The organism is Pantoea sp. PNA 03-3 (assembly GCF_003201175.1).
GTDB classification, from domain to species: domain Bacteria; phylum Pseudomonadota; class Gammaproteobacteria; order Enterobacterales; family Enterobacteriaceae; genus Pantoea; species Pantoea stewartii.
Genome location: NZ_QICO01000011.1, coordinates 90,412 through 115,051, shown reverse-complemented (window position 1 = coordinate 115,051; position 24,640 = coordinate 90,412). Strand labels below are relative to the sequence as shown.

The window sequence follows — 24,640 nt, the reverse complement described above, 5'->3', positions numbered from 1 at the left end:
TAAAGTTTGATTTGCTGCAACCAGTGCAGCGATGCTCAAGGAAAACGTCGTAATGAATTTCAATACGTGTTCACTCTTAAGACTTGATATTTTTTACGTCCGGAGACGCGGATATCAATCCTGCGAGTGCCCACACAGATTGTCTGATAAATTGTTAAAGAGCAGTGCCACACTTCTCTGTGGCGCGGGCTGCATATATTACGCTTTCCGCTTTATGAGTCAAGCACTTATTTTTGCTAAACTCATCGGTTCGAATGATTCTGAACCTTACTCAACCCGGCGCTTCGTATTCCGTTGTGCCGTGTCAGTGGAGGCGCATTATAGGGAGTTCTTCGAAGCTGACAAGGGCTAATTTCAATTAATTTTCCGAGTGCTGTTTTTTTCAGCGAAAACCCGCTAAAGCGCCAGTTTTTCAAGCAACGGGAAGCCATAACGCTGTAAAACCGGCGATAATTGCGCCGCCTCTTCATCCAGCTCAGTGCAAAACGCCATGTTTTGATCCGGCGAGCGGACTTCGGGTGCTTCATTGTCCAGTAGCCAGGCAGTACGTCTGGCTATTGCGGCACCGGAGTCAATTAAACGCGTACCTTCAGGCAGGACGTGCTGAAGCTCATCGCGAAGTAAAGGAAAGTGCGTGCAGCCTAATACGACAGTATCCGGTGGCTCCGTCATACGTAACCAGGGTTGCACAATGCGCCTGACATCATCCAGTGAAACCTTATCGCCATGAAGCTTGGCTTCGGCTAACTCCACCAGCTCGGCTGAGCCCAGCATTTCAATCTTGCAGGTTTTAGCAAACTGCGACACCAGATCATGCGTGTACGAACGCCGGACCGTTGCGCGCGTCGCCAGCAGCCCGACCACACCGTTACGTGTAAGGCGTGCAGCCGGTTTGATTGCCGGTACAACGCCGACAACCGGAAAGGCAAATCGCTCACGTAATGCAGGCAAAGTGACGGTGCTGGCGGTATTACAGGCAATAATGACGAGAGAAATGGGATGACGGCGAGTAATGGCATCAACCATCGCAACAACACGCTCGACAATAAAGGTCTCGGTTTTCTCACCATAAGGAAAACCGGCGTTATCGAACGCATAAAGATAATGCAGGTCCGGCAGGAGTTGCCGAACCTCATCATAGACAGAAAGCCCGCCTACGCCGGAATCAAACACCAGCACAGTCGGGCGCAGGTCAGAAGCTGTAGCTTCCGTTGAGGTAATACTCTCTTCCTGGAGTCTGGTAGCCATACGCTGTCTCGTAATCTTTATCGAACAGGTTGGCAATTCTACCACGAACGGTCAGATGTGATGTGACAGGATACGATACGGCGAGATCAACGGTGCTGTAGGCCGGCAAACGGCGCTGCTCACTCGTGTACTGGCTCGTGTTATTGTCATAACGCTTGCCAAAATACTGGTAAATAACATCTATATCAGCCTCATAAACCGTTACACCCAACTGATATTTCATCTGTTGACGAGACCGGCGAGCCAGGACTTCATCATCCGAATCGCGTCGGGCATCAAGATAGCCTAAGGTGATTTGATGATGCAGGAAGGACGTATCAAAGTCCGCGGTGGCTTCAATACCTTTCATTGTCACCGCTTTCTGATTGAAATAGCCGCCCTGGAATGTCACCGGATCGGACGCATAGTCAATCAGGTTCGTGACATGATTATGGTAGGCCGCCAGCCGCCAGTTAACGGGGCCACTTAACCCTTCGAGCGCAGCTTCCCATTGTTTTGATTTCTCAGGCTGCAAATCGGGATTGGCGCTAATGCCAAAATGCTTTTGGCCATAAAGCTGCCCCAGCGTCGGTGCCTGGAAACCGGTGCCATAGGAGAGCGATGCCTTATAACCCGGCACAAACTCCCATCCAGCCGCCGTTTGCCAGGTACCATGACGGCCATAATCCTGGTTATCGTCTCCCCGGACAGCCCCTTCAAGCGTAACAGTGCCCAATTGCTGCTGCGTCGTCAGATATGCCCCGGTATTATCCTGCTTATAGCGGTCCGTTTCTCTGGGCTGGCCAGAAAAGAGTTGGCCTACTGAGCTCAACGCTTGCCGCTGCCAGTCAATCCCGGTACTCACCGTGCCATAACCGACTGCGAAGGCGTTCCCCCATTGAAGGTTGCGCTGATCCATATCATCCAGCGTATTGGAGTCTGCGTAACGTCCCTCAGCGCCAACATAATTATATATTTTGTACTTTTGGTAGCTGGCGACCAGTTGAGAAGAATAATCACCTTTAGTAAAGCGCAGGCCGGTATCAAAGGCGTGGTTATAAATCTGCTGCTCATCCGATCCGCCCAGGAAGCCAGCATCGTAGTCAGTATTCGCCGCATAACCATAACCACGAAAGAAACCAGAAAACATGTCATTGAACTTATGCTCAACCCCTGCCCAGAACGCTTTGTTGCGCCAGCCATCACGATCGCGATCGGCTGGAGACGTCGAATCAGGCTGGATGTTATAGCCATTGGTTGCCTGATAAGAACCGGCGACGGTAAGGCGGGTTTGGTCGGTCACATTCTGGTTTACGCCCCCGCTGTATTCCTGATATCCCTTTGACCCCATGCCTGCAGAAAGCACATTGTGATTTTGTGGATTTTGAGTAATCACGTTTACCACTCCGCCAATGGCATCAGCGCCATAGACGGAGGAGCGCGGCCCGCGAATGAATTCAACGCGTTGTATAAGGGAGATCGGGATCAGATTGAAGTCCGCTGCACCGGTGATGCCTGGTCTGGCAAAGGGCACGCCATCCACAAGAATCAACGTCTGGCGCGCTTCAGCGCCTCGCACAAACATTGACGCGCTTTGCCCAATCCCACCGTTCTGCGCAATATCCACGCCGGGCAGGCGACGAAGCACGTCTACCAGATTTTTTGCCTGCCACAGGTCAATCTCATCCCGTGTCACCACCGAGGTTGAAGCCAGTACCGACGAAACCGGCTGTTGAAAACGATTAGCCGTCACGATGAGCGCATCATCACTTCTCTGTGCAAAGCCATTTTGCGCCCAGAGGAAAATCGCCGTTGCACTGAAGGCAAACAGCGGGGTTGTTGTTTTACTCATTTTTATCGCATCCAAAAGAAAAAGGATGCCGCAGGCATACAGTCGATAGCACGCGATGACTGTACGCGTGGCGACGTCACACCGGCAGGTCTTCGGGCTGGGAATCATAGCAGGTGATGACTTCCCATCCCGCAGGACAGTGTCTGCAATTGCAATCACCCTGACATTCCTTACCGCTGCGCGTCAGCTCCAGATTCACACTGGATTCCCTGTTAACTCAAGGTTGAGGCCGGTGCCCGCAGTCTACGAAGCGCGCACGGGCAAGTCCAGATCTGCACACCCCGACGCTCTGCTCGCGCGCGCAGGACTGGACATCAGCAGGTGAATCCCTACAATCGCCCGGCAAGCAGGCTATTAACCAGGATTAAACATGACACCCGAACATCTCCCTGTTGAACAGTATGACGCGCAGCTGGCGGAAAAAGTCAGTCGGTTAGAAACGATGATGACGCCTTTCGCTGCCCCCGCCGTGGAGGTGTTCCGTTCACCGGTCAGCCACTATCGCATGCGTGCAGAATTCCGCATCTGGCATGATGGCGACGACATTTATCACATCATTTTCGATCAGGAGACGAAACAGCGCATTCGCGTTGACCAGTTCCCGGCGGCCAGTGCCCTGATTAACCAGATGATGCCGAAAATGATGGCGGTCATTCGCGATAATCGCATCCTGCGCCATAAGCTGTTCCAGATTGATTATCTGTCGACGCTAAGCAACCAAATCGTCATCTCCCTGCTCTATCACCGCAAGCTGGATGAGGAATGGCAGCAGGCCGCCACAACGTTACGCGATCAGTTGCGGGCGGAAGGCGTCGATGTGCAGCTGATTGGTCGCGCCACTAAGACCAAAATTTGCCTTGATCGGGATTACGTGGAAGAGCGTTTGACGGTCGCCGGTAAAGAGATGATTTATCGACAGGTGGAGAACAGCTTCACGCAACCCAACGCGGCGATGAACATTCATATGCTGGAATGGGCGCTGGATGTGACAACGGGTTCCCGTGGCGATTTACTGGAACTCTACTGTGGTAATGGCAACTTCTCGCTGGCGCTGGCCAGAAATTTCCGCCGCGTGCTGGCCACGGAAATTGCCAAGCCATCCGTCGCGTCGGCCCAGCACAATATTGCCGCCAACCAGATTGATAATGTCCAGATTATTCGCATGGCGGCCGAAGAGTTTACCCAGGCAATGAACGGCGTGCGCAGCTTTAACCGGCTGGAGGGGATCGACCTGAAGAGTTATGACTGCGAGACGATCTTTGTGGATCCGCCGCGCAGTGGGCTGGATGAGGAAACCGTCAGGATGGTGCAGGCTTATCGCACGATCCTGTATATTTCCTGCAACCCGCAAACCCTGTGTGACAATCTGCTGGAGCTGGCGCAAACCCATGATGTCACGCGACTGGCCCTGTTTGACCAGTTCCCGTATACCCATCATATGGAATGCGGTGTGCTACTGACGCGCAAAGCGTAAAAAAACGGGAACCCAGGGGTTCCCGTTTTTGTGATTACCGGTTGCGATTGCGCTTGTAACGCAGGGCAATCCAGAACACCAGCCCGACCATAAGAATCGTGGGGATGAAGTTAGATCCGATATCCGGATATTCGGCACGCACTAATGCGCTGTACACCAGGATTCCCAGCAGGAAGAAGGCCGCAGCCAGCCCCGGAACCCCATCGGGCATACTTTTATTCAGGTAGCGTTGATGCAGGCACCATGCCGCCAGCCCCAACGCAATCAACGGGAAAATAGAAAAAGGAACGAAAGCACTAAACAGCACAGAGAACGAGCCGTTCATAGCAAGGCCGGTAATAAAAGCCAGTAACATCGTGCCTTTATCACGGGAGCTTGGGTGGGTCATGGCAGGGTCCTTATTCATAGCTCTTCAGGTTTATCCAGGGTTACCGCCAGGCGTTCTTGTTCCCGGCGATACCAGTAATACGCGCCCTTCGCGATCATACGTAACTGCAATACCAGACGATCTTCCAGCTTACGACGCTGCGCTATATCAATATCCAGCGCCTCGGCACCGGCACTGAAGACAATAGTCACCATCGCTTCAGCCTGCGCTTCGGTGAAGCTGCGCGGCATGCGGTTTTCGACCTCAAGATAATCAGCCAGTTCAGCAATAAAATGTTGGATTTCACGCGCAACCGCCGCACGGAAAGCCGCAGACGTCCCCGAACGTTCGCGTAACAGCAGCCGAAACGCATTAGGGTTATTTTCGATGAACTCCATAAAGGTGGCGATAGAGGTTTTAATGATGCTGCCGCCTTTCGCAATACGTTGACGTGCCTGTCGCATCAACTGCCGCAGCATCAGCCCGCTTTCATCCACCATGGTTAAACCCAGCTCATCGACATCTTTAAAGTGCCGATAAAAAGAGGTTGGCGCGATGCCCGCCTCGCGGGCAACCTCACGTAAACTCAGACTGGCAAAACTGCGTTCGGCGCTGAGCTGACTGAAGGCAGCTTCAATCAGTGTACGTCGTGTACGTTCTTTTTGTTGCGCTCTGACGCCCATTCTCTCTGCCTTGTGAGGTTCTGAAACAGCACTATAACAAAATATTCAGCGTACAGTCCGGCAAACTTTGTGACGACGTGTTAAACCTCACTGAAAGCCAAAACGTGATGAAAATCGCTGTTAGAATTCAGAAGTGCGCGGCGAGATGTTAGAATCTCGTTGTAAAAATGTATAAATAATAGGACGTACCGGTATGCAAAAGTCTTACGATTACGATGTCATTGTGATTGGATCAGGACCAGGCGGTGAAGGTGCGGCGATGGGGCTGGTGAAGCAAGGCGCCCGAATCGCGGTTATCGAACGCTATCACAACATAGGCGGCGGCTGTACACACTGGGGTACGATCCCCTCGAAAGCCCTTCGTCATGCTGTGAGCCGCATCATCGAGTTCAATCAGAATCCCCTCTACAGTGACCATACCCGCCTTCTCCGCTCATCGTTTGCCGATATTCTCAATCACACGGAAAGCGTGATCAGCCAACAAACCGCAATGCGTCAGGGTTTTTACGAGCGCAATCGCTGTGAGCTGTTTCAGGGCGATGCGCATTTCGTGGATGCCAACACGGTTGAAGTGGAACATCATGATGGCACGCGCGAACAGCTGACCGCCGGGAAATTTATTATTGCCTGTGGTTCGCGCCCTTATCATCCGCATGATGTCGACTTTACCCATCCACGTATTTACGATTCCGATTCTATTCTCAACCTGCATCATGAACCCGGCCACGTCATCATTTATGGCGCGGGCGTGATTGGCTGTGAATATGCTTCCATTTTCCGTGGGCTCAATGTCAAGGTTGACCTGATCAACACCCGTGACCGCCTGCTGGCGTTCCTTGATCAGGAGATGTCTGACTCGCTGTCTTATCACTTCTGGAACAGCGGCGTGGTGATTCGTCACAACGAAGAGTTTGAGAAGATTGAAGGCGTGGATGACGGCGTTATCATGCACCTGAAATCCGGCAAGAAAGTCAAAGCGGACTGCCTGCTGTATGCGAACGGCCGTACAGGTAACACCGATTCACTGTCGCTGGAAAATGTCGGTCTGGAAGCGGATGGCCGTGGGCTGTTGAAAGTGAACAGCATGTATCAGACAGCGCAGCCGCACATTTATGCAGTGGGCGACGTCATTGGTTACCCCAGCCTGGCCTCCGCTGCTTACGATCAGGGCCGTATTGCCGCACAGGCCATCATTAAAGGCGAAGCCTCAGCGCACCTGATCGAAGACATTCCGACCGGGATTTATACCATTCCGGAAATCAGCTCTGTAGGCAAAACCGAACAGCAGCTCACGGCGATGAAAGTGCCTTACGAAGTGGGACGTGCGCAGTTTAAACATCTGGCGCGTGCGCAGATTGTGGGGATGAACGTCGGTAGTCTGAAGATCCTGTTCCACCGTGAAACCAAAGAGATTCTGGGCATTCACTGCTTTGGGGAACGTGCTGCGGAGATTATCCATATCGGTCAGGCGATCATGGAGCAAAAAAATGGTGGCAACACAATTGAGTACTTTGTGAATACCACCTTTAACTACCCGACCATGGCAGAAGCGTATCGCGTCGCCGCGCTAAACGGTTTAAACCGCCTGTTTTAACGTGGTATCGAAATAGCCTTGCATATGTGTGCGGATTGCCTCTGCCAGTTGTTCATAACGGCTGCGCAGAGGTGAGCCGGGACGGTAAACCAGCGCAATCGTACGCTGTGGTACCGGCTTATAACAGGGCAGATAACAAACCCCATCACGCACACGCTGTGGCGGGACAGCCAGAGCAGGCAGTAACGTAATACCGCTTCCTGCCGCGACCATATTGCGCAACGTTTCCAGGCTTGTCGCACGGAAATGGGTATCTTCGTCTGCACCCGCTTCAAAACAAAAACCCATGGCCTGATCGCGCAGGCAGTGGCCGTCTTCCAGCATCAGCAGTTTTTCACCAGCCAGATCGGACATTGGCACACGATCGCGTTCGCGCCACGGATGATCCTCATAAACCGCCAGCTTCATCGGTTCATCGAACAGCGGGACTTCAATAAAGGCTTCGCTTTCTTTGACCAGCGCCAGAATCGCGCAGTCCAGTTTGCCGCTGTCGAGCTGAGCCAGCAATTGCTGGGTCTGTGCTTCATGCAGGTACATTTCCAGCTTTGGAAAAGTCTGATGCAGCATAGGAATAATTTGCGGCAGTAAATACGGACCGGTGGTGGGAATCAGCCCAATATGCAGTGGTCCTGACATCGCTTCGCCCTGCTGACTGGCCATCTCTTTCAGCACTTTGACTTCACGAAGGACAGTACGCGCCTGGTCGACCAGCAGCAAACCGGCCTGCGTAAACAGTACTTTGCGGCTGGTACGTTCCAGCAGCATGACACCTAACTCATCTTCTAATTTGCGAATCTGCCCGCTTAAGGTCGGCTGACTGACATGACAGGCATCCGCCGCACGTCGGAAGTGACGATGTTCAGCAAGCGAAACCAGATATTCAAGATCACGGATATTCATTATTACCCTCCATTCCACGATAGCTCGTGGCGATAGATAGAATAGCAACCAACGATTGGCCCTATCAAGAGCGGATGGGAATAATGCCCACATCAAATTCAGACTCATCGCCACCCAGGGAAATGTTTTCTGAATCATAAAGACAGCGTTATCCGCTGTTTTTAGCTGACGCAAATCTTCTGGCAACGCTGATAAAACAAAAAACTGAACAGGCGAAGGCCAGACGACAAGCGTAACGAATCTGAACATCGGTCGGGAGCACCGATGGTCTGATGATGTGCCTAAAATAAAAGTAGTTTCTGAAGCTAGAGGTTGGCGGGCATGGTATGCCCGCTCTTTTTTTATCTGCGACTCAGGCTAAGCGCGCTTTGGCATCCGCAATGGCACGGGCAACCTGAGACGGTGAAACGCCTCCCTGCGCATTGCGCTTATCCAGGCAGGATGACAGGGCCAGCACCGGATAGACATCGTCTTCGATAACAGCACTGAACTGCTTAAGCTGAGATAACGACAAGGCTTCCAGTGCCACACCTTGCGCGATCGCTGCAACGACCGTTTCTCCCACGATATGGTGCGCTTCACGGAAGGGAACGCCTTTTGCCACGAGATAATCGGCCAGTTCCGTTGAGTTTGCGTAACCCTGTTCGGCCGCTTCCTGGCAGCGAGGACGTTTTACCTGCAAACCTTCCAGCACCAGCACGGACATATGCAGGCAGTCCAGCCAGGTATCCAGCGCATCAAACAGCCCTTCTTTGTCTTCCTGCATGTCTTTGTTATAGGCAAGCGGCAGGCCTTTCAGCGTCATCATCATGCCGGTTAACGCGCCCTGAACCCGCCCGCATTTTCCACGGATCAGCTCCAGTGCATCCGGATTTTTCTTCTGTGGCATCAGGGACGAACCTGAGGTGACTTTATCCGAGAGTTCGATAAAGCCGGCTTCGCCGGTATTGAAGAAAATCATGTCTTCCGCAAAACGTGAAAGGTGCACCATGCCGATTGACGCATCGGAAAGCAGCTCCAGCACATGATCACGGTCGGATACGGTATCCAGGCTGTTACGCGTTGCAGACGCGAAGCCTAACCAGCCTGCCAGTTGCTCACGGTCAATAGCGTAAGCCGTTCCGGCCAGTGCACCACAACCTAACGGGCTGACATCAAGACGCTTTAACGTATCCTGCAAACGGCTTTCATCGCGCGCCAGCATTTCAACGTAAGCGAGGCACCAGTGTGCAAACGTCACCGGCTGTGCACGCTGTAAATGTGTATAGCCCGGCATCACCGCGTCCTGATTGGCTTCGGCAGTCGCCACCAGCGCCTGCTGCAGCTCACGTGTGGCATCCAGCAGTGCGGCAACCTGCTCTTTACACCAGAGTTTCAGGTCGGTCGCCACCTGATCATTGCGGCTACGGCCGGTGTGCAGTTTTTTGCCCAGCGCACCGACTTTCTCAATCAACTGGCCTTCAACCCAGCTGTGAATATCTTCGGCATCGCTTTGCAGGATTTGCTCAGGATTGGCACGAACCTCCTCCAGCAGTGCGTTCAGTGCGGCTTCAAGCTGCTGCTGCTCATCACTGCTCAGGACATTTACCGTCACCAGCGCTTTGGACCAGGCCACTGAGCCAATGATGTCCTGCTCTGCCAGGCGGTAATCAAAACGCAGCGAGTCGTTGAACTGTTTGAAACGTTGATCTGCTGCCTGGGTAAAGCGTCCACCCCAAAGTGCCATGTGAATCTCCTTCAAGTCGTTAAACCAGGGGCGGCCTGAAAGCCGCCCCTGATGTCATACTGAGAGGCGAGGCGATCCCCGCCTGCGATTACTTTTTCTGCTCGTTCAACGCACGGATACGTGAAGAGAGTGAGAACAGACGAATAAAGCCGCCTGCATGACGATGATCGTAAACTTCGTCTTCGCCGAAGGTCGCGAACTCTTCGGAATACAGGCTGTTAGCTGAACGCTTCTGCGTCGCCGTGGCCTGACCTTTGTAGAGTTGCAGAACCACTTCGCCGTTAACCTCTTCCGCCAGCGACTCTGCCGCCGCCTGGATAGACTTACGCAGCGGTGCAAACCAGCGACCATCGTAAACCACATAAGACATTTCATGGCCCAACTGCTCACGCCATTTGAAGCTGTCGCGATCCAGAACCAGTTGCTCTACCGCACGCAGCGCGTTAACCATAATGGTGCCGCCAGGGGTTTCGTAACAGCCGCGTGATTTAATGCCTACCAGACGGTTTTCAACGATATCGATACGGCCCACGCCATGTTTTGCACCCAGCACATTCAGTTTTTCCAGACACTGGAACGGGCTCAGTCTTTCACCGTTCACCGCCACCACGCGGCCTTTTTCAACGGTTACTGTCACGTCTTCTGGCTGATCGGGCGCTTCCAGCGGATCGACAGTCCAGACCCAGCAATCTTTGTTAGGTGCATTAGACGGGCTTTCCAGCACGCCGCCTTCGGTAGAAATGTGCCAGGCGTTTTCATCACGGCTGTAGATTTTTTCCAGCGACGCGGTGGTAGGGATGTTGCGCGCTTTCAGATAATCCAGCAGCGCTTCACGCGAACGCAGATCCCACTCGCGCCATGGCGCCACCACTTTCAGCTGCGGCGCCAGTGCGGTGTAAGTGGTTTCGAAACGCACCTGGTCATTACCTTTACCCGTGGCACCGTGGCACAGCGCATCAGCACCCACTTTCAGCGCCAGCTCAACCTGGGCTTTCGCGATGATAGGACGCGCCATTGAGGTACCCAGCAGATACGTCCCTTCATACAGGGCCCCGGTCTGCAGCACCGGATAAACGTAGTCACTGATAAACTCTTCACGCAGATCGACAACGTGACATTCTGATGCACCTGACTGCAGCGCTTTCTTCTCAACGCCTTCCAGATCGCTACGTTCCTGACCGATATCCGCCACGAACGCGACCACTTCACAGCCGCCATAGTTTTCTTTCAGCCAGGGAATAATGGCCGAAGTATCCAGACCACCGGAGTAAGCCAGTACGATTTTTTTGATGTTTTGCGTTTGCATTTCGTAATCCTTGAATCTGAGTCGTTAAGCGAGAATCCGGGTGCCAATGGACACGCCGTTAAAAAGGGTAGGTAACTGCTCGGCATGACGCCAGCTGGCAATATCGACCGGACGGCCCAGCGTGCGTGCCGCATCCAGCGCAGCGTTCACTTTGACAATCATGCCATCGGTGATGATGCCCTGAGCGATCAGCTGTTCTGCTTTATCTGCCGTCATTTCTTCGATGCGCTGACCTTTGCCATCAAGAATGCCGCTGACGTCCGATAACAAGACTAAGTCAGCACTCAGCGTTGAGGCCAGCGCTGTGGCAGCCTGATCGGCATTGACGTTCATAAGCTCACCGCTGTCGGTGATGCCGATTGAACTGACAACGGGCATGTAACCTGCGCCCAGCAGCGTGTTAATTAATGCAGGATTGCCCGGCGTTGCGTTGCCCACATGGCCCAGCGCTTCATCTAACTGGGTGACATTGACCAGGCCCGCATCGCCCAGGCACAGACCGACGGCCTGAATGCCGTATTTTTTCGCCCAGGCCAACAGCGTTTTATTGGCGGTACCAGCCAGTGCGCCGGTGATGATGTCAATCTGATCGGCAGGCGTAACACGCAAACCGTTCTTCTTTTGCACCGGCAGCGCCAGTTTTTTCATCAGTTCATCGACCAGGCAACCGCCACCGTGAACGATAATCAGGGGGCGCTGATGAGCAGAACGGTAGGCCAGCAACGCGTCAAATAAACGGGCCAGTGCTTCTTCGCTGTCTAACAGCACACCGCCCAGCTTGATAATTAATGGATTAGTCATGGTTTAGTCGTCCGTTAAATCAGTGACTGCGTTTCAGGGAAACCGAAACGAATATTAAGACACTGTACTGCCTGAGAGGCTGCCCCTTTAAGCAGGTTATCTTCAGCAGCCACCACAATCAGGTGTTCGCCCTGTACGGCAAAGCCAATATCGCAGTAAGGCAGACCGACCACGGCTTTCAATGCCGGTACGCCTTGCTCGTAAACGCGTACCAGCGGCTTATCGTGGTAGGCATTGTGAAAGACCTCAGCGACATCATCACGGCTGACGCCGGCATTAAGACGGCAGGTGATCGTGGCCAGGATGCCACGCGGGAAACTGCCCAGGTGCGGCGTAAAAATTACCGGTGTGCCCAGGTGCGCCACAATTTCAGGATGATGACGATGATTAAAAATACCGTAAGGCTGCAGACTGACTTCACAGAAGCTGGTACCAACATTCGCTTTGCGCCCTGCTCCACTGACGCCACTGGTGGCATTGATGACCGGCCACTGCGCCTCATTCAGTAAACCGGCATCCACCAACGGCTTGAGTGCCAACTGAGAGGCGGTGGGATAGCAGCCAGGGACGGCAATCAGCTGTGCTTCTTTGATTTTTTCCTGCTGGAACTCCGCCAGACCGTAAACGGCTTTATCCAGCCAGTCCCCATGCTGGTGCGTGAAGCCATAAAACTGCGTGTAAAACTTGCCGTCGTTGACGCGGAAAGCGCCGGACAGATCGAACACGACGCAGCCAGCTTTCAGAAATTCAGGCGCCAGGTCGTGGCTGACTTCGTGGGCCGTCGCCAGAAACACCACATCAACTTTATCTGCCCATTCGTCGGCGCGGCTCAGTGGCTGCAGCGGCAGATCCACCACACCTTTCAGCTGTGGATGAAGATCGGACAAGCGCTTACCCGCATCGGGACTTTGCGCAGACACCGCCAAAGCGGTTATGTTGATATGTGGATGGCGATTAAGGAAGGTGGCAAGCTCTACGCCAGCGTAACCACTGGCACCAACGATCAGCGTATTCAACATCAGGCTGTATACCTTTATTACAGTCACACGTTCCGGGTCGCGGCCTTGCCCCGTTGCCCACGATGTCGTTTGCAGCGATTTAAGGTTCACATGCACACGACGTTAATGTATTTTTATTCACTATTAATGCATGAATATTGATACATCCTAACTCAAGGACCGTCAACAGTGAAGACAAAATTACCGCCTTTTATCGAACTCTACCGCCAGTTGATCGCAACACCGTCTATCAGCGCAACCGATGCCGCTCTCGATCAGAGCAATGAAACTTTAATCAATTTACTGGCTGGCTGGTTCCGTGACCTGGGTTTTACCGTGGAAGTCCAACCCGTGCCGGGCACGCGGCATAAATTTAATATGCTGGCGCGCACCGGAAGCGGTGCGGGCGGTCTGCTGCTTGCCGGGCACACCGATACCGTTCCGTTTGATGATGGTCGCTGGACTCGCGATCCCTTTACCCTGACCGAGCACGACAACAAGTTGTACGGTCTGGGTACCGCCGATATGAAAGGCTTCTTCGCGTTTATTCTGGACACGCTCCGTGATGTGGATGTGACAGCCCTGAGTAAGCCGCTTTATATTCTGGCCACCGCTGATGAAGAAACCACCATGGCGGGCGCGTCATATTTTGCCGCATCCACACAGCTTCGCCCTGACTGCGCCATTATTGGCGAACCGACGTCGCTGAAACCTGTTCGTGCGCACAAAGGACATATCTCGAATGCGATTCGCATTCAGGGTCAATCCGGCCATTCCAGCGATCCGGGTCGCGGCGTTAATGCCATTGAGCTGATGCATGAGTCGATTACCGAACTCATGCAACTGCGCAATACGCTGAAATCCCGTTACAACCATGATGGTTTTGCAATTCCTTATCCCACAATGAACTTTGGTCATATTCATGGCGGTGATGCAGCAAACCGTATCTGCGCCTGCTGCGAATTGCACATGGACATCCGCCCTTTGCCGGGGCTGACGCTGAGCGATCTTGACGCGCTGCTGAATGAGGCACTGGCGCCGGTGAGCGAACGCTGGCCGGGACGGATTACCATCGAAGAATTGCATCCGCCGATTCCGGGCTATGAATGTCCGGTTGACCACGAGCTGGTCAAGGTGGTGGAAAAACTGCTGGGTACACCGACAGAAGTGGTGAATTATTGCACTGAAGCCCCGTTTATCCAGCAACTTTGTCCAACGCTGGTGCTGGGCCCCGGTTCTATCAATCAGGCGCATCAGCCGGACGAATTTATCGATACCGCATTTATTCAGCCTACGCGCGCCTTAATCGCTCAGGTTGTGCAGCATTTCTGTCACTAATTATCATCAAACGGGGCATTTCACTGTATTAACAGCAAAATGCCCTGCCAATCTGTGGGATTTGATAATAAGAATAACTTATCCCGCTTCGCCGCTATCAAATTCCATGAATTTCCGTCAGTTAGCTGCACGTTTCCCTCACTTTAAGTCATTTGACGAACGCCTGATTACGTGGCTAGATAAAAGACGATGTTATACCCACTGGGCAATCATCCCACTTTATTCAGCTTGCGACGGGCAGCAACTGAAGAACCCCGGTCAGAGCCGGGAGGACGACGTTGCTGGCTTTTCTGCTGCCTGAAAAGGCCGGGTATAGCGGTTTATCAAGACGATAAGGGTGTCAGGGTCACATGAACGAACAATATTCCGCAATGCGAAGTAATGTCAGTATGCTCGGCAAACTGCTCGGGGATACGATTAAGGATGCGCTGGGAGAGAATATCCTGGGCCAGGTGGAAACCATCCGTAAGCTCTCTAAGTCATCCCGTGCAGGAAATGACACTCATCGTAAGGAATTGCTGAATACGCTGCAAAACCTGTCAAATGACGAGTTATTGCCCGTGGCGCGTGCCTTTAGTCAGTTCCTCAACCTCACTAACGTGGCTGAGCAGTATCAAACGATTTCCCGCAGCGGCGATGGCGCAAACCACCCTGAACTGTTGAAAAAAACATTTGAAACTCTCAAGCAAAATAATCTCAGTGAAAGTGCGATTCATAAAGCCATTGAATCACTTTCCCTTGAACTGGTTTTAACCGCGCACCCTACTGAAATTACACGCCGCACGCTGATTCACAAACTGGGCGAGGTCAACAGCTGTCTTGAACAACTCGACCACAGCGATATCTCTGAATACGAAAGCAACCAGATTATGCGCCGCCTGCGCCAACTGGTCGCGCAGGCCTGGCATACGGATGAGATCCGTAAATACCGTCCCACGCCGGTTGATGAAGCCAAGTGGGGATTTGCCGTCGTTGAAAACAGCCTGTGGGAAGGTGTACCTGCATTTTTGCGTGAGCTGAATGAGCAGGTAGAAGAGACGTTTGGCATTAAGTTACCGGTTGATTTTGTGCCGGTGCAGTTCACCTCCTGGATGGGCGGAGACCGTGACGGTAACCCGAACGTCACCGCCGCCATTACCCGCCATGTTATGCAGCTCAGCCGCTGGAAAGCCACCGATCTGTTTCTGCGCGATATTGGCGTGTTGATTTCGGAACTGTCGATGTCCGAATGCAGTCAGGAAGTTGCCGAGCTGAGTGGCGATCCTGAGGCGCTGGAGCCGTATCGCGTGATCTTAAAGCGTCTGCGCAGTCAGCTAATGTCTACCCAGGCTTACCTGGAGCGCCGCCTGAAAGGCGAGCGCTTGCCCCGCCCGGCAGACCTGCTGGTCTCCAACGCGCAGTTGTGGGATCCGCTTTTCGCTATCTATCAGTCCCTGCAGCAGTGCGGCATGGGCATTATTGCCAACGGTCAGTTACTGGATACGCTGCGCCGTGTGAAATGCTTTGGCGTGCCGCTGGTTCGCATCGACGTCCGTCAGGAAAGCACCCGTCACACTGAAGCTATCGCTGAAATTACCCGCTATCTGGGCCTGGGCGATTATGAAAGCTGGTCGGAAGCCGACAAGCAGGCTTTTCTTATCCGTGAGCTGAACTCCAAGCGCCCTTTACTTCCACGCAGTTGGGAACCGAGTGACGAAACCCGCGAAGTGCTGGAAACCTGCAAAGTAGTGGCAGAAGCGCCCCAGGGCTCTATCGCAGCCTATGTCATTTCGATGGCGAAAACGCCGTCTGATGTCCTTGCCGTCCATCTGTTACTGAAAGAGGCTGGCATTCCGTTCGCTATGCCGGTTGCTCCCCTGTTTGAAACCCTGGATGACCTGAACAATGCCAATGATGTGATGAGCAAACTGCTTAACATCGACTGGTACCGTGGTTTTATTCAGGGCAAACAAATGGTCATGATTGGCTATTCCGACTCGGCGAAAGATGCCGGCGTGATGGCCGCCAGCTGGGCACAATACCAGGCACAGGATGCACTGATTAAAACCTGCGAAAAGGCGGGCGTTTCCCTCACGCTATTCCACGGACGCGGCGGCACCATCGGCCGCGGTGGTGCACCCGCGCATGCCGCACTGCTGTCCCAGCCGCCAGGCAGCCTCAAAGGCGGCCTGCGCGTGACGGAACAGGGCGAAATGATTCGCTTCAAGTACGGCTTGCCGGAAGTCACTATCGCCAGCCTGTCGCTTTATACCGGCGCGATTCTGGAAGCCAACCTGATGCCGCCGCCGGAACCCAAACCGGAATGGCGTAATATCATGAACCAGCTTTCTGCCGACTCCTGCGCCATGTACCGGGGTTATGTGCGTGAGAATAAGGATTTTGTGCCTTACTTCCGTTCCGCAACCCCTGAGCAGGAACTGGGCAAGCTGCCCCTGGGCTCTCGTCCGGCGAAGCGTCGTCCGACGGGCGGTGTGGAATCCCTGCGCGCCATTCCCTGGATTTTTGCCTGGACGCAAAACCGCCTGATGTTACCCGCCTGGCTGGGCGCGGGCGCCGCCCTGCAGCAGGCGATGCTGGCAGGCCATCAGGATCAGCTTGAGGCCATGTGCCGCGACTGGCCCTTTTTCTCAACCCGCCTTGGTATGCTGGAAATGGTGTTTTCGAAAGCAGACCTGTGGCTGGCGGAGTATTACGATCAGCGACTGGTTGATAAATCGTTATGGCCATTAGGTAAACAGCTGCGTGACCAGCTGGATGCCGATATTAAAGCGGTGCTGACCATCGCCAACGATTCCCATCTGATGGCGGACCAGCCGTGGATTGCCGAATCGATTGCCCTGCGTAACGTTTATACCGATCCCCTGAACGTACTCCAGGCAGAGCTGCTTCACCGTTCACGTGCACAGGAAGCCCGTGGTGAAGAACCGGATGCGCGCGTCGAACAGGCGCTGATGGTAACGATTGCCGGTGTCGCTGCAGGGATGCGTAATACAGGTTAACTCACAGAAACAGGGCGGTTGATACCGCCCTGTTTCGTATCAGTTAACGCCATCCTCATATCGCCATTACAGGTCGCCCAACTGACGCGGGGGCAAAAGGTATCGCACCTTTCAGATTGTAGAAATGCCGGTCTTTTACCCTTTCGCGTGACAGAATATTCACCCTGCTCGTAGCAGGCTCAGGTGACCAATGGCATGCCATAGCTTCTCTGCCATTTCGCTGATCCGGGGCGGGAAGAATGAAGAGTAATCTGTCCGTTTAGCGCTGACCGGCAAAAAAACGCATCCTGCCACCACCACCCAACGCTTCCCCCCAACATAGTGAGACGTTCAGACATTCAACGTGATCGATGCTCCCCTCAGCGCCAGTCAAAATGGCGCCACAGGCAGGCAAACGTTACCGCACGTTATGACATCGGCGAGCAGAAACAGGGCAAAAAAACAGGTGCCGGAGCACCTGTGTTGAAACCTGTTTAGAGGAGTTGCGCGAGGCGATTGATATCAGACTGTATCGCGCCTGCCGTGACGTCACGACCCGCGCCAGGTCCGCGAATCACCAGAGGATTATCGCGATACCAGCGGCTGTCGATGGCAAACACATTATCGCAGGGCAGTAAGGCTGCCAGAGGATGCTCAGGACGAACGGCTTCCACACCCACACGTGCTTTGCCATTGGCATCAAACCGTGCCACGTAACGCAGGACCAGCCCCATTTCCTGAGCGGCTTCAAACCGTTGCAGCATCTGCTCGTTAAGTTCGTCACCGTTCTCGAAGAAATGGTCGACGGATTCATCACAGTTCTGGGGCACCAGTGACTCGACGCGTACCTGATCGGGTTCAATGTTATAGCCCGCTTCACGGGCCAAAATGACCAGCTTACGCATCACATCCTCGCCAGACAGATCAACACGCGGATCCGGCTCGGTTAAGCCCTGCTGCCATGCCTGATCCACCAGTTCGGTAAAGGGCACCGTCCCGTCAAACTGCAGGAACAGCCAGGACAATGTGCCTGAGAAAATACCGCTAATCGACAGAATGGTATCGCCACTTTCACGCAGATCCCGCACCGTATGGTTGATGGGTAAACCTGCGCCTACGGTGGCGTTATATAACCAGTGACGCCCGGTTTTTTCGAAGGCATCGCGAATCTCACGCCAGGTTTGCGTGTCGGACGCGCCCGCAATCTTATTAGCGCTAATCACGTGGAAGCCATGACTGGCAAAATCCAGATACTGCTGTGCCAGTGGTTTACTGGCGGTGACGTCCAGCACCACAAGATCATCGTAAGGATGCGCCCGCATCCACAGAAACAGCGATTCTTCATCACGTGTTTCCGCTTCATCGTCAAAGAAGGCCAGCGCGCGGCTGGCATCAAGCCCGTCATAGTTCAGCAGGCTGCGTTGACTGTCGACCACACCCGCGAGCACAAATTCAAAACCGGTTCGTGCTGACAAGGTTTCCTGCTCACGCGCAAACAGTTCCAGCCAGCGTGAGCCGATATTGCCTTTGCCAAACAGCATCAGGCCAATTCGCTTTTCGGCACGGAACAGGGAGCTGTGTAAGCCCTGAATTAAATGCTGCGTCGGCCCCACGCGCAGGACCGCCACCACGCTGATATGTTCTGGCGACTGACAAACAAACTCAACCGGCTGATCTTTCAACTGCTGCCAGAAACGGTGCGTATGCAACGGATTACGAGTTACGCCAGCTCCGACCAGCGCTACCAGCGCTAAGCCATCACGTAACTGTAAATGTCCGGGTAAGCCTGCGTCCTGCAACAACGTGAAGGCGCTGTTAACCACTTCAGAGGTGTAACAGAGTTGCAGCAGCTGACGATCAGGATGAACGCCCATTGCCAGTGGGCGCATCTGCGCGCGCGTGAGCAACTGATCGATCTCTTTGCGCAGGAGCGTAAAATCGTGCTGCCCGGGAAGCTGGATTTCGACCAGACACACATCATCGTGACTGGTCACAATGCGTGCGCCCGTTCCGGAAGCGAGGACGCGCTCAATACGGGTTGAGCCCTGTTCTGGCTGATAGCTACAGCGCAACTGCAAATCGATGTCGCTGCCGGAAACGGGCTGTAAGGTGCGGGTATGCAGCACCGGTGCGGCGAGACGCGCCAGTTCACTGGCCTCATCAAGACGCAGCAGCGGCAGCAGACAGGCATCAGAAACTTTACGTGGATCAGCACTGTAAACACCCGCCACATCACTCCAGATAGTGACGCGTCCCACACCGGCCAGCGCACCAATTTGTGTGGCGGAGTAATCAGAGCCATTACGCCCCAGCAACACGGTTTCACCCGCATCGTTGGCGCAGATAAAGCCCGTCACCACGATACGTTTATGAGGATGCTGGGCCAGCAGCGTTTGTAACAACGGCCAGGATTTTCCTTCATCAACCTGAGGCTGCGCGGCACGTTCTGCACGCAGAAAATCGCGCGCATCCAGCCAGCAGGCCTGCAGGTCGTGTTGATTCAGCACGGCGGACATTAAACGTGCCGACCAGACTTCACCATGGCCCACGACTTCCGCATAAACCGCGTCGGTAACGGTACCATCGAGTAATCCGGCAAGCTTCTCAAGATCGCGAATAAAGGCCGATATTAAAGGTTCGGCGATTTCGGCAGGCAACAGGGCACTGATGAGCTCACTCTGATAACGACGTAATGTCTGCTGCACCTGATGCGCGGACAAGCGGTCACTCTGGCTCAGTTTCAGCCAGCTAATCAGCTGATTGGTCGTTGAACCTGCGGCTGAGACCACCATCATGTCGCCTGGCTGGCTGTAATCCGCCATGATGCTGGCAACACGCTGGTAGCAGCGTGCATCGGCAAGGCTGCTGCCACCAAACTTGTGGAGCTGTCTGTTGTTTGGCGTTCCTGCGCCTGCTGAAATCGTCATGGTTAATCCTCTGCTGCGATCCGGAATGCATTATCCAAATCGGCAATTAAATCTTCGTGGTCTTCAATCCCCACAGAAATACGGAGCAATGTTTCAGAAATACCTGCTGCGGCACGGGCTTCTGCAGACATGCCAGCGTGTGTCATGGTCGCGGTATGCGAGATTAAGCTCTCAACGCCACCCAGTGATTCAGCCAGCGTAAACAGTTCAAGCGCTTTCAGGAAACGACGCAAACGCGCTTCATCGCCATCCAGTTCGAAACTGAGCATGGCGCCAAACCCACGCTGCTGACGCGCAGCGACTTCATGCCCGGCATTTTCTGGCAGAGAAGGATGATACAACTTTTTCACCAGGGGCTGCTGCTTCAGATAAGCAACAATTTCTAACGCATTACGCTGAGCAGCGGCCATACGCGGACCCAGCGTACGCATACCACGTAACAGCAGGTAGCTGTCAAAAGCGGAACCGGTCACGCCAATATTATTCGCCCACCACGCCAGATCGGTCGCGACCTGAGGATCTTTGGCAATAACAGCGCCAGCCACGACATCGGAGTGCCCGTTTAAATATTTGGTACAGGAGTGAATAACCAGATCCGCGCCCAGCGCCAGCGGGTTTTGCAGCGTCGGACTCATAAAGGTGTTGTCCACAACGCTTACTGCGCCTACTTTGCGCGCGGCGTCGCAGATGGCCGCGATATCGACGACACGCAGCAGCGGGTTACTGGGGCTTTCTACTAATACGAGCTGAGGTTTCTCGTCCAGCGCAGCCTGTAGCGCGGCACTGTCGCCTTGATCGACAAACTTCACCCGATAAGCACCGCGCTTGCTTAAACTATCGAACAGACGGTAGCTGCCGCCATAGCAGTCGTGCGGCGCCACCAGCAAATCGCCAGGCTTCAGGAAAACCGTTGTGACCAGATGAATGGCGGACATGCCGGTATTAGTCAATACCGCGCCCGCCCCGCCTTCCAGCTCTGCCAGCGCACGTTGCACAACGTCGCGCGTAGGATTACCACGACGAGAATAATCGTGGGCTCGCGGTTCATTGAAATCATGGAAGTTATAGGTGCTGGAAAGGTGGATGGGCGGGACAACGCAGCCATATTGCTCGTCGTCATTCAAACCGCTGCGCACTGCGATGGTTGCCTGTTTACGCGTCATAGGGCTAACTGTTCCTGAAGTGAGAGATAAACTGACCACAGGATATCAGCTTACATTTAGACGTCAATACATCTGGACATCCAAATGTCTTTGCGTATAGATTGAGCATGGCCGCAATAACCGCTAAAATTATGCGCCCATGCTGGCGTTCAACCCATTTTCTTCCTGTGTTGGACGAAGAAACCCGCCAGAGAAGGGGTCCGGTAGAAGAAAATCAGGCATAATCGGCTGATTTCGTAACTTTTAACTTTTATTGATTAAGGTATCCCATGGCTGAATGGAACGGCGAATATATCAGCCCGTACGCTGAGCACGGCAAGAAGAGCGAACAGGTTAAAAAAATCACGGTTTCTATTCCGTTGAGCGTGTTAAAGATTTTGACTGACGAACGGACACGTCGTCAGGTGAATAACCTGCGCCATGCGACCAACAGTGAGCTCCTGTGCGAAGCCTTCTTGCATGCTTTTACCGGACAACCGTTACCAAATGATGTCGATTTGCGTAAAGAACGTAACGACGAAATCCCGGAAGAAGCGAAGAAAATTATGCGCGAGATGGGCATTGACCCGGACACCTGGGAATACTGAGTCAGCCAGACATAAAAAAACCCAGCCTGAGCTGGGTTTTTCTTGCCGCCGAACAAATGTTCGAATGCCGTTTCTTATTTTTTGGTGCCTGGCACGCTGAAACGCTTGTTGAAGCGGTCAACGCGGCCACCAGTGGCAACTTCACGCTGCTTACCGGTGTAGAACGGGTGGCACTTACCACAAACGTCCAGGTTCAGTTCGTGAGTCAGCGTAGAGCGAGTGTGAATCACGTTACCGCAAGTACAGTTGATGGTAACTGCTTCGTATTTAGGGTGAATACCTTGTTTCATGGGAAACCTCATAGAAGGCCGTGTCGCTCTCCGCGCCAGGACGAAACCTGCGCAGCACCACACGCGATTGAACATTAATGGTGTACTCCGGTAAGGTCTTTCCTACCGAAGGCGGCATATTATACAGGCTAATGTTTGCTGCTGCAAATGTCGCCTGAGATATCCGTCCTGTGCGCCAGCGTGTACACTAATCGCCCTGTCAGATGAACCGGAAAGAGAAAGTTATGCCCGTTGTTCAGGTTGCCCTGCCCGTTCCCCTTCCCCGCCTTTTTGACTATCTGCCGCCTGAGGGTGTGCAGCCGGTGACTGGCGGTCGCGTGATCGTGCCATTTGGTAACCGAAAAATGATCGGCATTGTGGTGGCGTTCTCTGACAGCAGCGATCTGGCGACCTCACAGCTTAAACAGGTGCTTACCGTTCTGGACAGGGAATCCCTGTTTCCGTCCTCTCTGTGGCGTATTCTTCACTGGGCAGCCGACTATTATCACTCTCCGCTGGGTGAGGTGCTCAGCCATGCCATTCCGGTACTCCTCAGACAAGGTAAACCGGCTCAGGATGATCCCCTGTGGCGCTGGGAAATCACCGAACAGGGCCGCGCGACGTCCCCGGAAAGTCTTAAACGCGCGCCCAGGCAGCAGCAAGGTCTGGCGGTGCTGCGCCAGCAACCGCTCTATCGTCATGAAGTCAGTGAACATGACCTGACCGAGGCGGCTATGCAGGCGTTGCGCGCGAAAGGGCTTTGCGAATTGCACGAGCACCAGCCGCAAATGCATGACTGGCGAACCGCGTTTGCGGTAAAGGGTGAGCGTCTGCGCCTGAACACCGATCAGGCGACTGCGGTGGGCGCCATTCGGGGAGAAGATGAGCACTATGCCGCCTGGCTGCTGGCAGGAATTACAGGTTCCGGTAAAACCGAGGTGTATCTCAGCGTACTGGAAAATGTGCTGGCGCGGGGGAAACAGGCACTGGTGCTGGTACCGGAAATTGGCCTGACGCCACAAACCATTGCCCGTTTCCGTGAACGTTTTGACGCGCCGGTGGATGTCCTGCATTCGGGACTTAATGACAGCGAGCGTCTGTCCGTGTGGCTGCGGGCGCGACGGGGGGAAAACGCCATCATTATTGGTACGCGTTCCGCGCTCTTTACCCCCATGGCGCGACCGGGCGTGATCATTATTGATGAAGAGCACGACAGTTCCTATAAGCAACAGGAAGGCTGGCGCTATCAGGCACGGGATCTGGCTGTTTTCCGCGCGCATGAAGAAGACATTCCTGTTGTCATGGGATCCGCAACGCCGGCACTGGAAACCCTGTATAACGTGCGTAACGGTAAATATCGCCAGCTTGATCTGATGAAGCGTGCCGGCAATGCTAAACCGGCACTGCAGCAGTTGATCGACCTGAAAGGGGCACAACTTACTGGTGGCCTGGCACCTGCCCTGATCTTCAAAATGCGTCAGCACCTGAAAGCCGATAACCAGGTTCTGCTGTTTCTGAACCGCCGCGGTTTTTCGCCGGCTCTGCTCTGTCACGATTGCGGCTGGATCGCCGAATGCCAGCGCTGCGACCGTTATTACACGCTGCATCAGCATCACCGCCAGTTGCGTTGCCACCACTGTGACAGTCAACGACCGCTGCCGCATCAGTGCCCGCAATGTGGTTCAACACATTTACTGCCGGTCGGTGTGGGCACGGAACAGCTGGAGCAACAGCTGGGCACCCTTTTTCCCGGCGTCCCTGTCTCACGCATTGACCGTGATACCACCAGCCGAAAAGGCGCTCTTGAACAGCACCTCGCCGACGTTCATCGCGGGGGCGCGCGTATTCTGGTTGGCACGCAGATGCTGGCAAAAGGTCATCATTTCCCGGATGTCACCTTAGTGTCGCTGCTGGATGTAGACGGTGCCTTGTTCTCAGCCGATTTCCGTGCCGCGGAACGCTTTGCTCAACTGTATACCCAGGTGGCAGGACGTGCCGGACGTGCCGGTAAGCAAGGTGAGGTTTTACTGCAAACCCATCATCCTGATCATCCCCTGCTGCAAACGCTGCTGCATCAGGGCTACTTCGCTTTCGCACAACAAACGTTGCTGGAGCGCCAGTCGGTCTTTTTACCTCCCTGGACGCACCATGCCTTATTCCGGGCAGAAGACATGGATAATCATCAGGCTGCAGAATTTCTGCAACAGCTACGCAATATGCTGGAAGCCAGCCCGCATAACGATGCGTCAATGTGGTTTATGGGCCCGTTACCTGCCTTGCAGCCCAAACGCAGTGGCCGCTGGCGCTGGCAGTTACTGGTTCAGCATCCCTCGCGTAAACGCCTGCAACAGTTGCTGAGCAGTTCGTTACCGCTGGTCACAACCTTGCCCGCCTCACGAAAGGTGAAGTGGACGCTGGATGTCGATCCTACCGAAAGTTAAGGCCGGCCA

18 protein-coding genes and 1 riboswitch are annotated in these 24,640 nt (G+C 53.9%); of the genes, 6 read left to right on the top strand and 12 right to left on the bottom strand.

Annotated elements, in window-relative coordinates; genetic code table 11:
* Positions 1–396 precede the first annotated feature (396 nt).
* Together murI and btuB are read right to left on the bottom strand one after the other, a co-directional pair.
* Complete coding sequence (murI, locus tag C7433_RS21525; protein ID WP_054632891.1) at positions 397–1,248, bottom strand: glutamate racemase; 852 nt, start codon at positions 1,246–1,248, stop codon at positions 397–399.
* Positions 1,193–3,079 (bottom strand): TonB-dependent vitamin B12 receptor BtuB, encoded by a 1,887-nt coding sequence (gene btuB / locus C7433_RS21520; protein WP_110268869.1) that lies wholly within the window; start codon positions 3,077–3,079, stop codon positions 1,193–1,195. The genes murI and btuB overlap by 56 nt, the downstream gene beginning before the upstream one ends.
* A gap of 65 nt (positions 3,080–3,144) precedes the next feature.
* Positions 3,145–3,328: riboswitch (cobalamin riboswitch) on the bottom strand.
* Positions 3,329–3,449: 121 nt separating this feature from the next.
* On the opposite strand from btuB, the gene trmA reads away from it, so the two are divergent.
* The gene (gene trmA / locus C7433_RS21515) at positions 3,450–4,553 is read left to right on the top strand and encodes a tRNA (uridine(54)-C5)-methyltransferase TrmA (protein ID WP_110268865.1); all 1,104 of its coding nucleotides are present in this window, start codon (positions 3,450–3,452) and stop codon (positions 4,551–4,553) included.
* A gap of 34 nt (positions 4,554–4,587) precedes the next feature.
* Here trmA and C7433_RS21510 read toward each other — a convergent pair whose 3' ends face one another.
* Positions 4,588–4,941, bottom strand: coding sequence for a YijD family membrane protein (locus C7433_RS21510; protein WP_006121168.1), 354 nt, complete (start codon positions 4,939–4,941; stop codon positions 4,588–4,590).
* Between the two features lie 14 nt (positions 4,942–4,955).
* A complete protein-coding gene (fabR, locus tag C7433_RS21505) occupies positions 4,956–5,603 on the bottom strand; it encodes an HTH-type transcriptional repressor FabR (protein WP_006121169.1) in 648 nt (215 codons plus the stop codon).
* Between the two features lie 193 nt (positions 5,604–5,796).
* On the opposite strand from fabR, the gene sthA reads away from it, so the two are divergent.
* On the top strand, positions 5,797–7,197 hold the full coding sequence (gene sthA / locus C7433_RS21500) for a Si-specific NAD(P)(+) transhydrogenase (protein WP_033738119.1): 1,401 nt from the start codon (positions 5,797–5,799) through the stop codon (positions 7,195–7,197).
* Here the strand turns inward: sthA and oxyR are convergent.
* The 5 genes from oxyR to argC all read right to left on the bottom strand — a co-directional run bounded on the left by oxyR (position 7,180) and on the right by argC (position 12,949).
* Positions 7,180–8,097: a DNA-binding transcriptional regulator OxyR gene (gene oxyR / locus C7433_RS21495; protein WP_006121171.1), complete on the bottom strand. Its 918-nt coding sequence runs from the start codon at positions 8,095–8,097 to the stop codon at positions 7,180–7,182. The two genes, sthA and oxyR, sit on opposite strands and share 18 nt — an antisense overlap.
* Positions 8,098–8,449: 352 nt before the next feature.
* The gene (gene argH, locus C7433_RS21490; protein ID WP_054632888.1) at positions 8,450–9,823 is read right to left on the bottom strand and encodes an argininosuccinate lyase; all 1,374 of its coding nucleotides are present in this window, start codon (positions 9,821–9,823) and stop codon (positions 8,450–8,452) included.
* 88 nt (positions 9,824–9,911) lie between these two features.
* Positions 9,912–11,129 (bottom strand): argininosuccinate synthase, encoded by a 1,218-nt coding sequence (locus C7433_RS21485; RefSeq protein ID WP_033738115.1) that lies wholly within the window; start codon positions 11,127–11,129, stop codon positions 9,912–9,914.
* 24 nt (positions 11,130–11,153) lie between these two features.
* Positions 11,154–11,930 (bottom strand): acetylglutamate kinase, encoded by a 777-nt coding sequence (gene argB / locus C7433_RS21480; RefSeq protein WP_110268864.1) that lies wholly within the window; start codon positions 11,928–11,930, stop codon positions 11,154–11,156.
* Between the two features lie 14 nt (positions 11,931–11,944).
* Complete coding sequence (gene argC, locus C7433_RS21475) at positions 11,945–12,949, bottom strand: N-acetyl-gamma-glutamyl-phosphate reductase (protein ID WP_039342537.1); 1,005 nt, start codon at positions 12,947–12,949, stop codon at positions 11,945–11,947.
* 168 nt (positions 12,950–13,117) lie between these two features.
* Here argC and argE point away from each other — a divergent pair, with 168 nt between their 5' ends.
* Together argE and ppc are read left to right on the top strand one after the other, a co-directional pair.
* Complete coding sequence (argE, locus tag C7433_RS21470) at positions 13,118–14,266, top strand: acetylornithine deacetylase (protein ID WP_110268863.1); 1,149 nt, start codon at positions 13,118–13,120, stop codon at positions 14,264–14,266.
* 350 nt (positions 14,267–14,616) lie between these two features.
* Positions 14,617–17,265 (top strand): phosphoenolpyruvate carboxylase, encoded by a 2,649-nt coding sequence (gene ppc / locus C7433_RS21465; protein WP_110268862.1) that lies wholly within the window; start codon positions 14,617–14,619, stop codon positions 17,263–17,265.
* Between the two features lie 473 nt (positions 17,266–17,738).
* Here ppc and C7433_RS21460 read toward each other — a convergent pair whose 3' ends face one another.
* Both C7433_RS21460 and metB read right to left on the bottom strand, forming a co-directional pair.
* Entirely contained in the window at positions 17,739–20,171 is a 2,433-nt protein-coding gene (locus C7433_RS21460; RefSeq protein WP_054632886.1) for a bifunctional aspartate kinase/homoserine dehydrogenase II, read from the bottom strand.
* 2 nt (positions 20,172–20,173) lie between these two features.
* On the bottom strand, positions 20,174–21,334 hold the full coding sequence (gene metB / locus C7433_RS21455; protein WP_006121311.1) for a cystathionine gamma-synthase: 1,161 nt from the start codon (positions 21,332–21,334) through the stop codon (positions 20,174–20,176).
* 269 nt (positions 21,335–21,603) lie between these two features.
* Here metB and metJ point away from each other — a divergent pair, with 269 nt between their 5' ends.
* Complete coding sequence (metJ, locus tag C7433_RS21450) at positions 21,604–21,921, top strand: met regulon transcriptional regulator MetJ (RefSeq protein ID WP_006121309.1); 318 nt, start codon at positions 21,604–21,606, stop codon at positions 21,919–21,921.
* Positions 21,922–21,995: 74 nt separating this feature from the next.
* On the opposite strand, the gene rpmE is transcribed toward metJ, so the two are convergent.
* Positions 21,996–22,211, bottom strand: coding sequence for a 50S ribosomal protein L31 (rpmE, locus tag C7433_RS21445; RefSeq protein WP_006121308.1), 216 nt, complete (start codon positions 22,209–22,211; stop codon positions 21,996–21,998).
* 224 nt (positions 22,212–22,435) lie between these two features.
* Here rpmE and priA point away from each other — a divergent pair, with 224 nt between their 5' ends.
* Positions 22,436–24,631, top strand: coding sequence for a primosomal protein N' (priA, locus tag C7433_RS21440; RefSeq protein ID WP_110268861.1), 2,196 nt, complete (start codon positions 22,436–22,438; stop codon positions 24,629–24,631).
* The last annotated feature ends 9 nt before the right edge of the window (positions 24,632–24,640 follow it).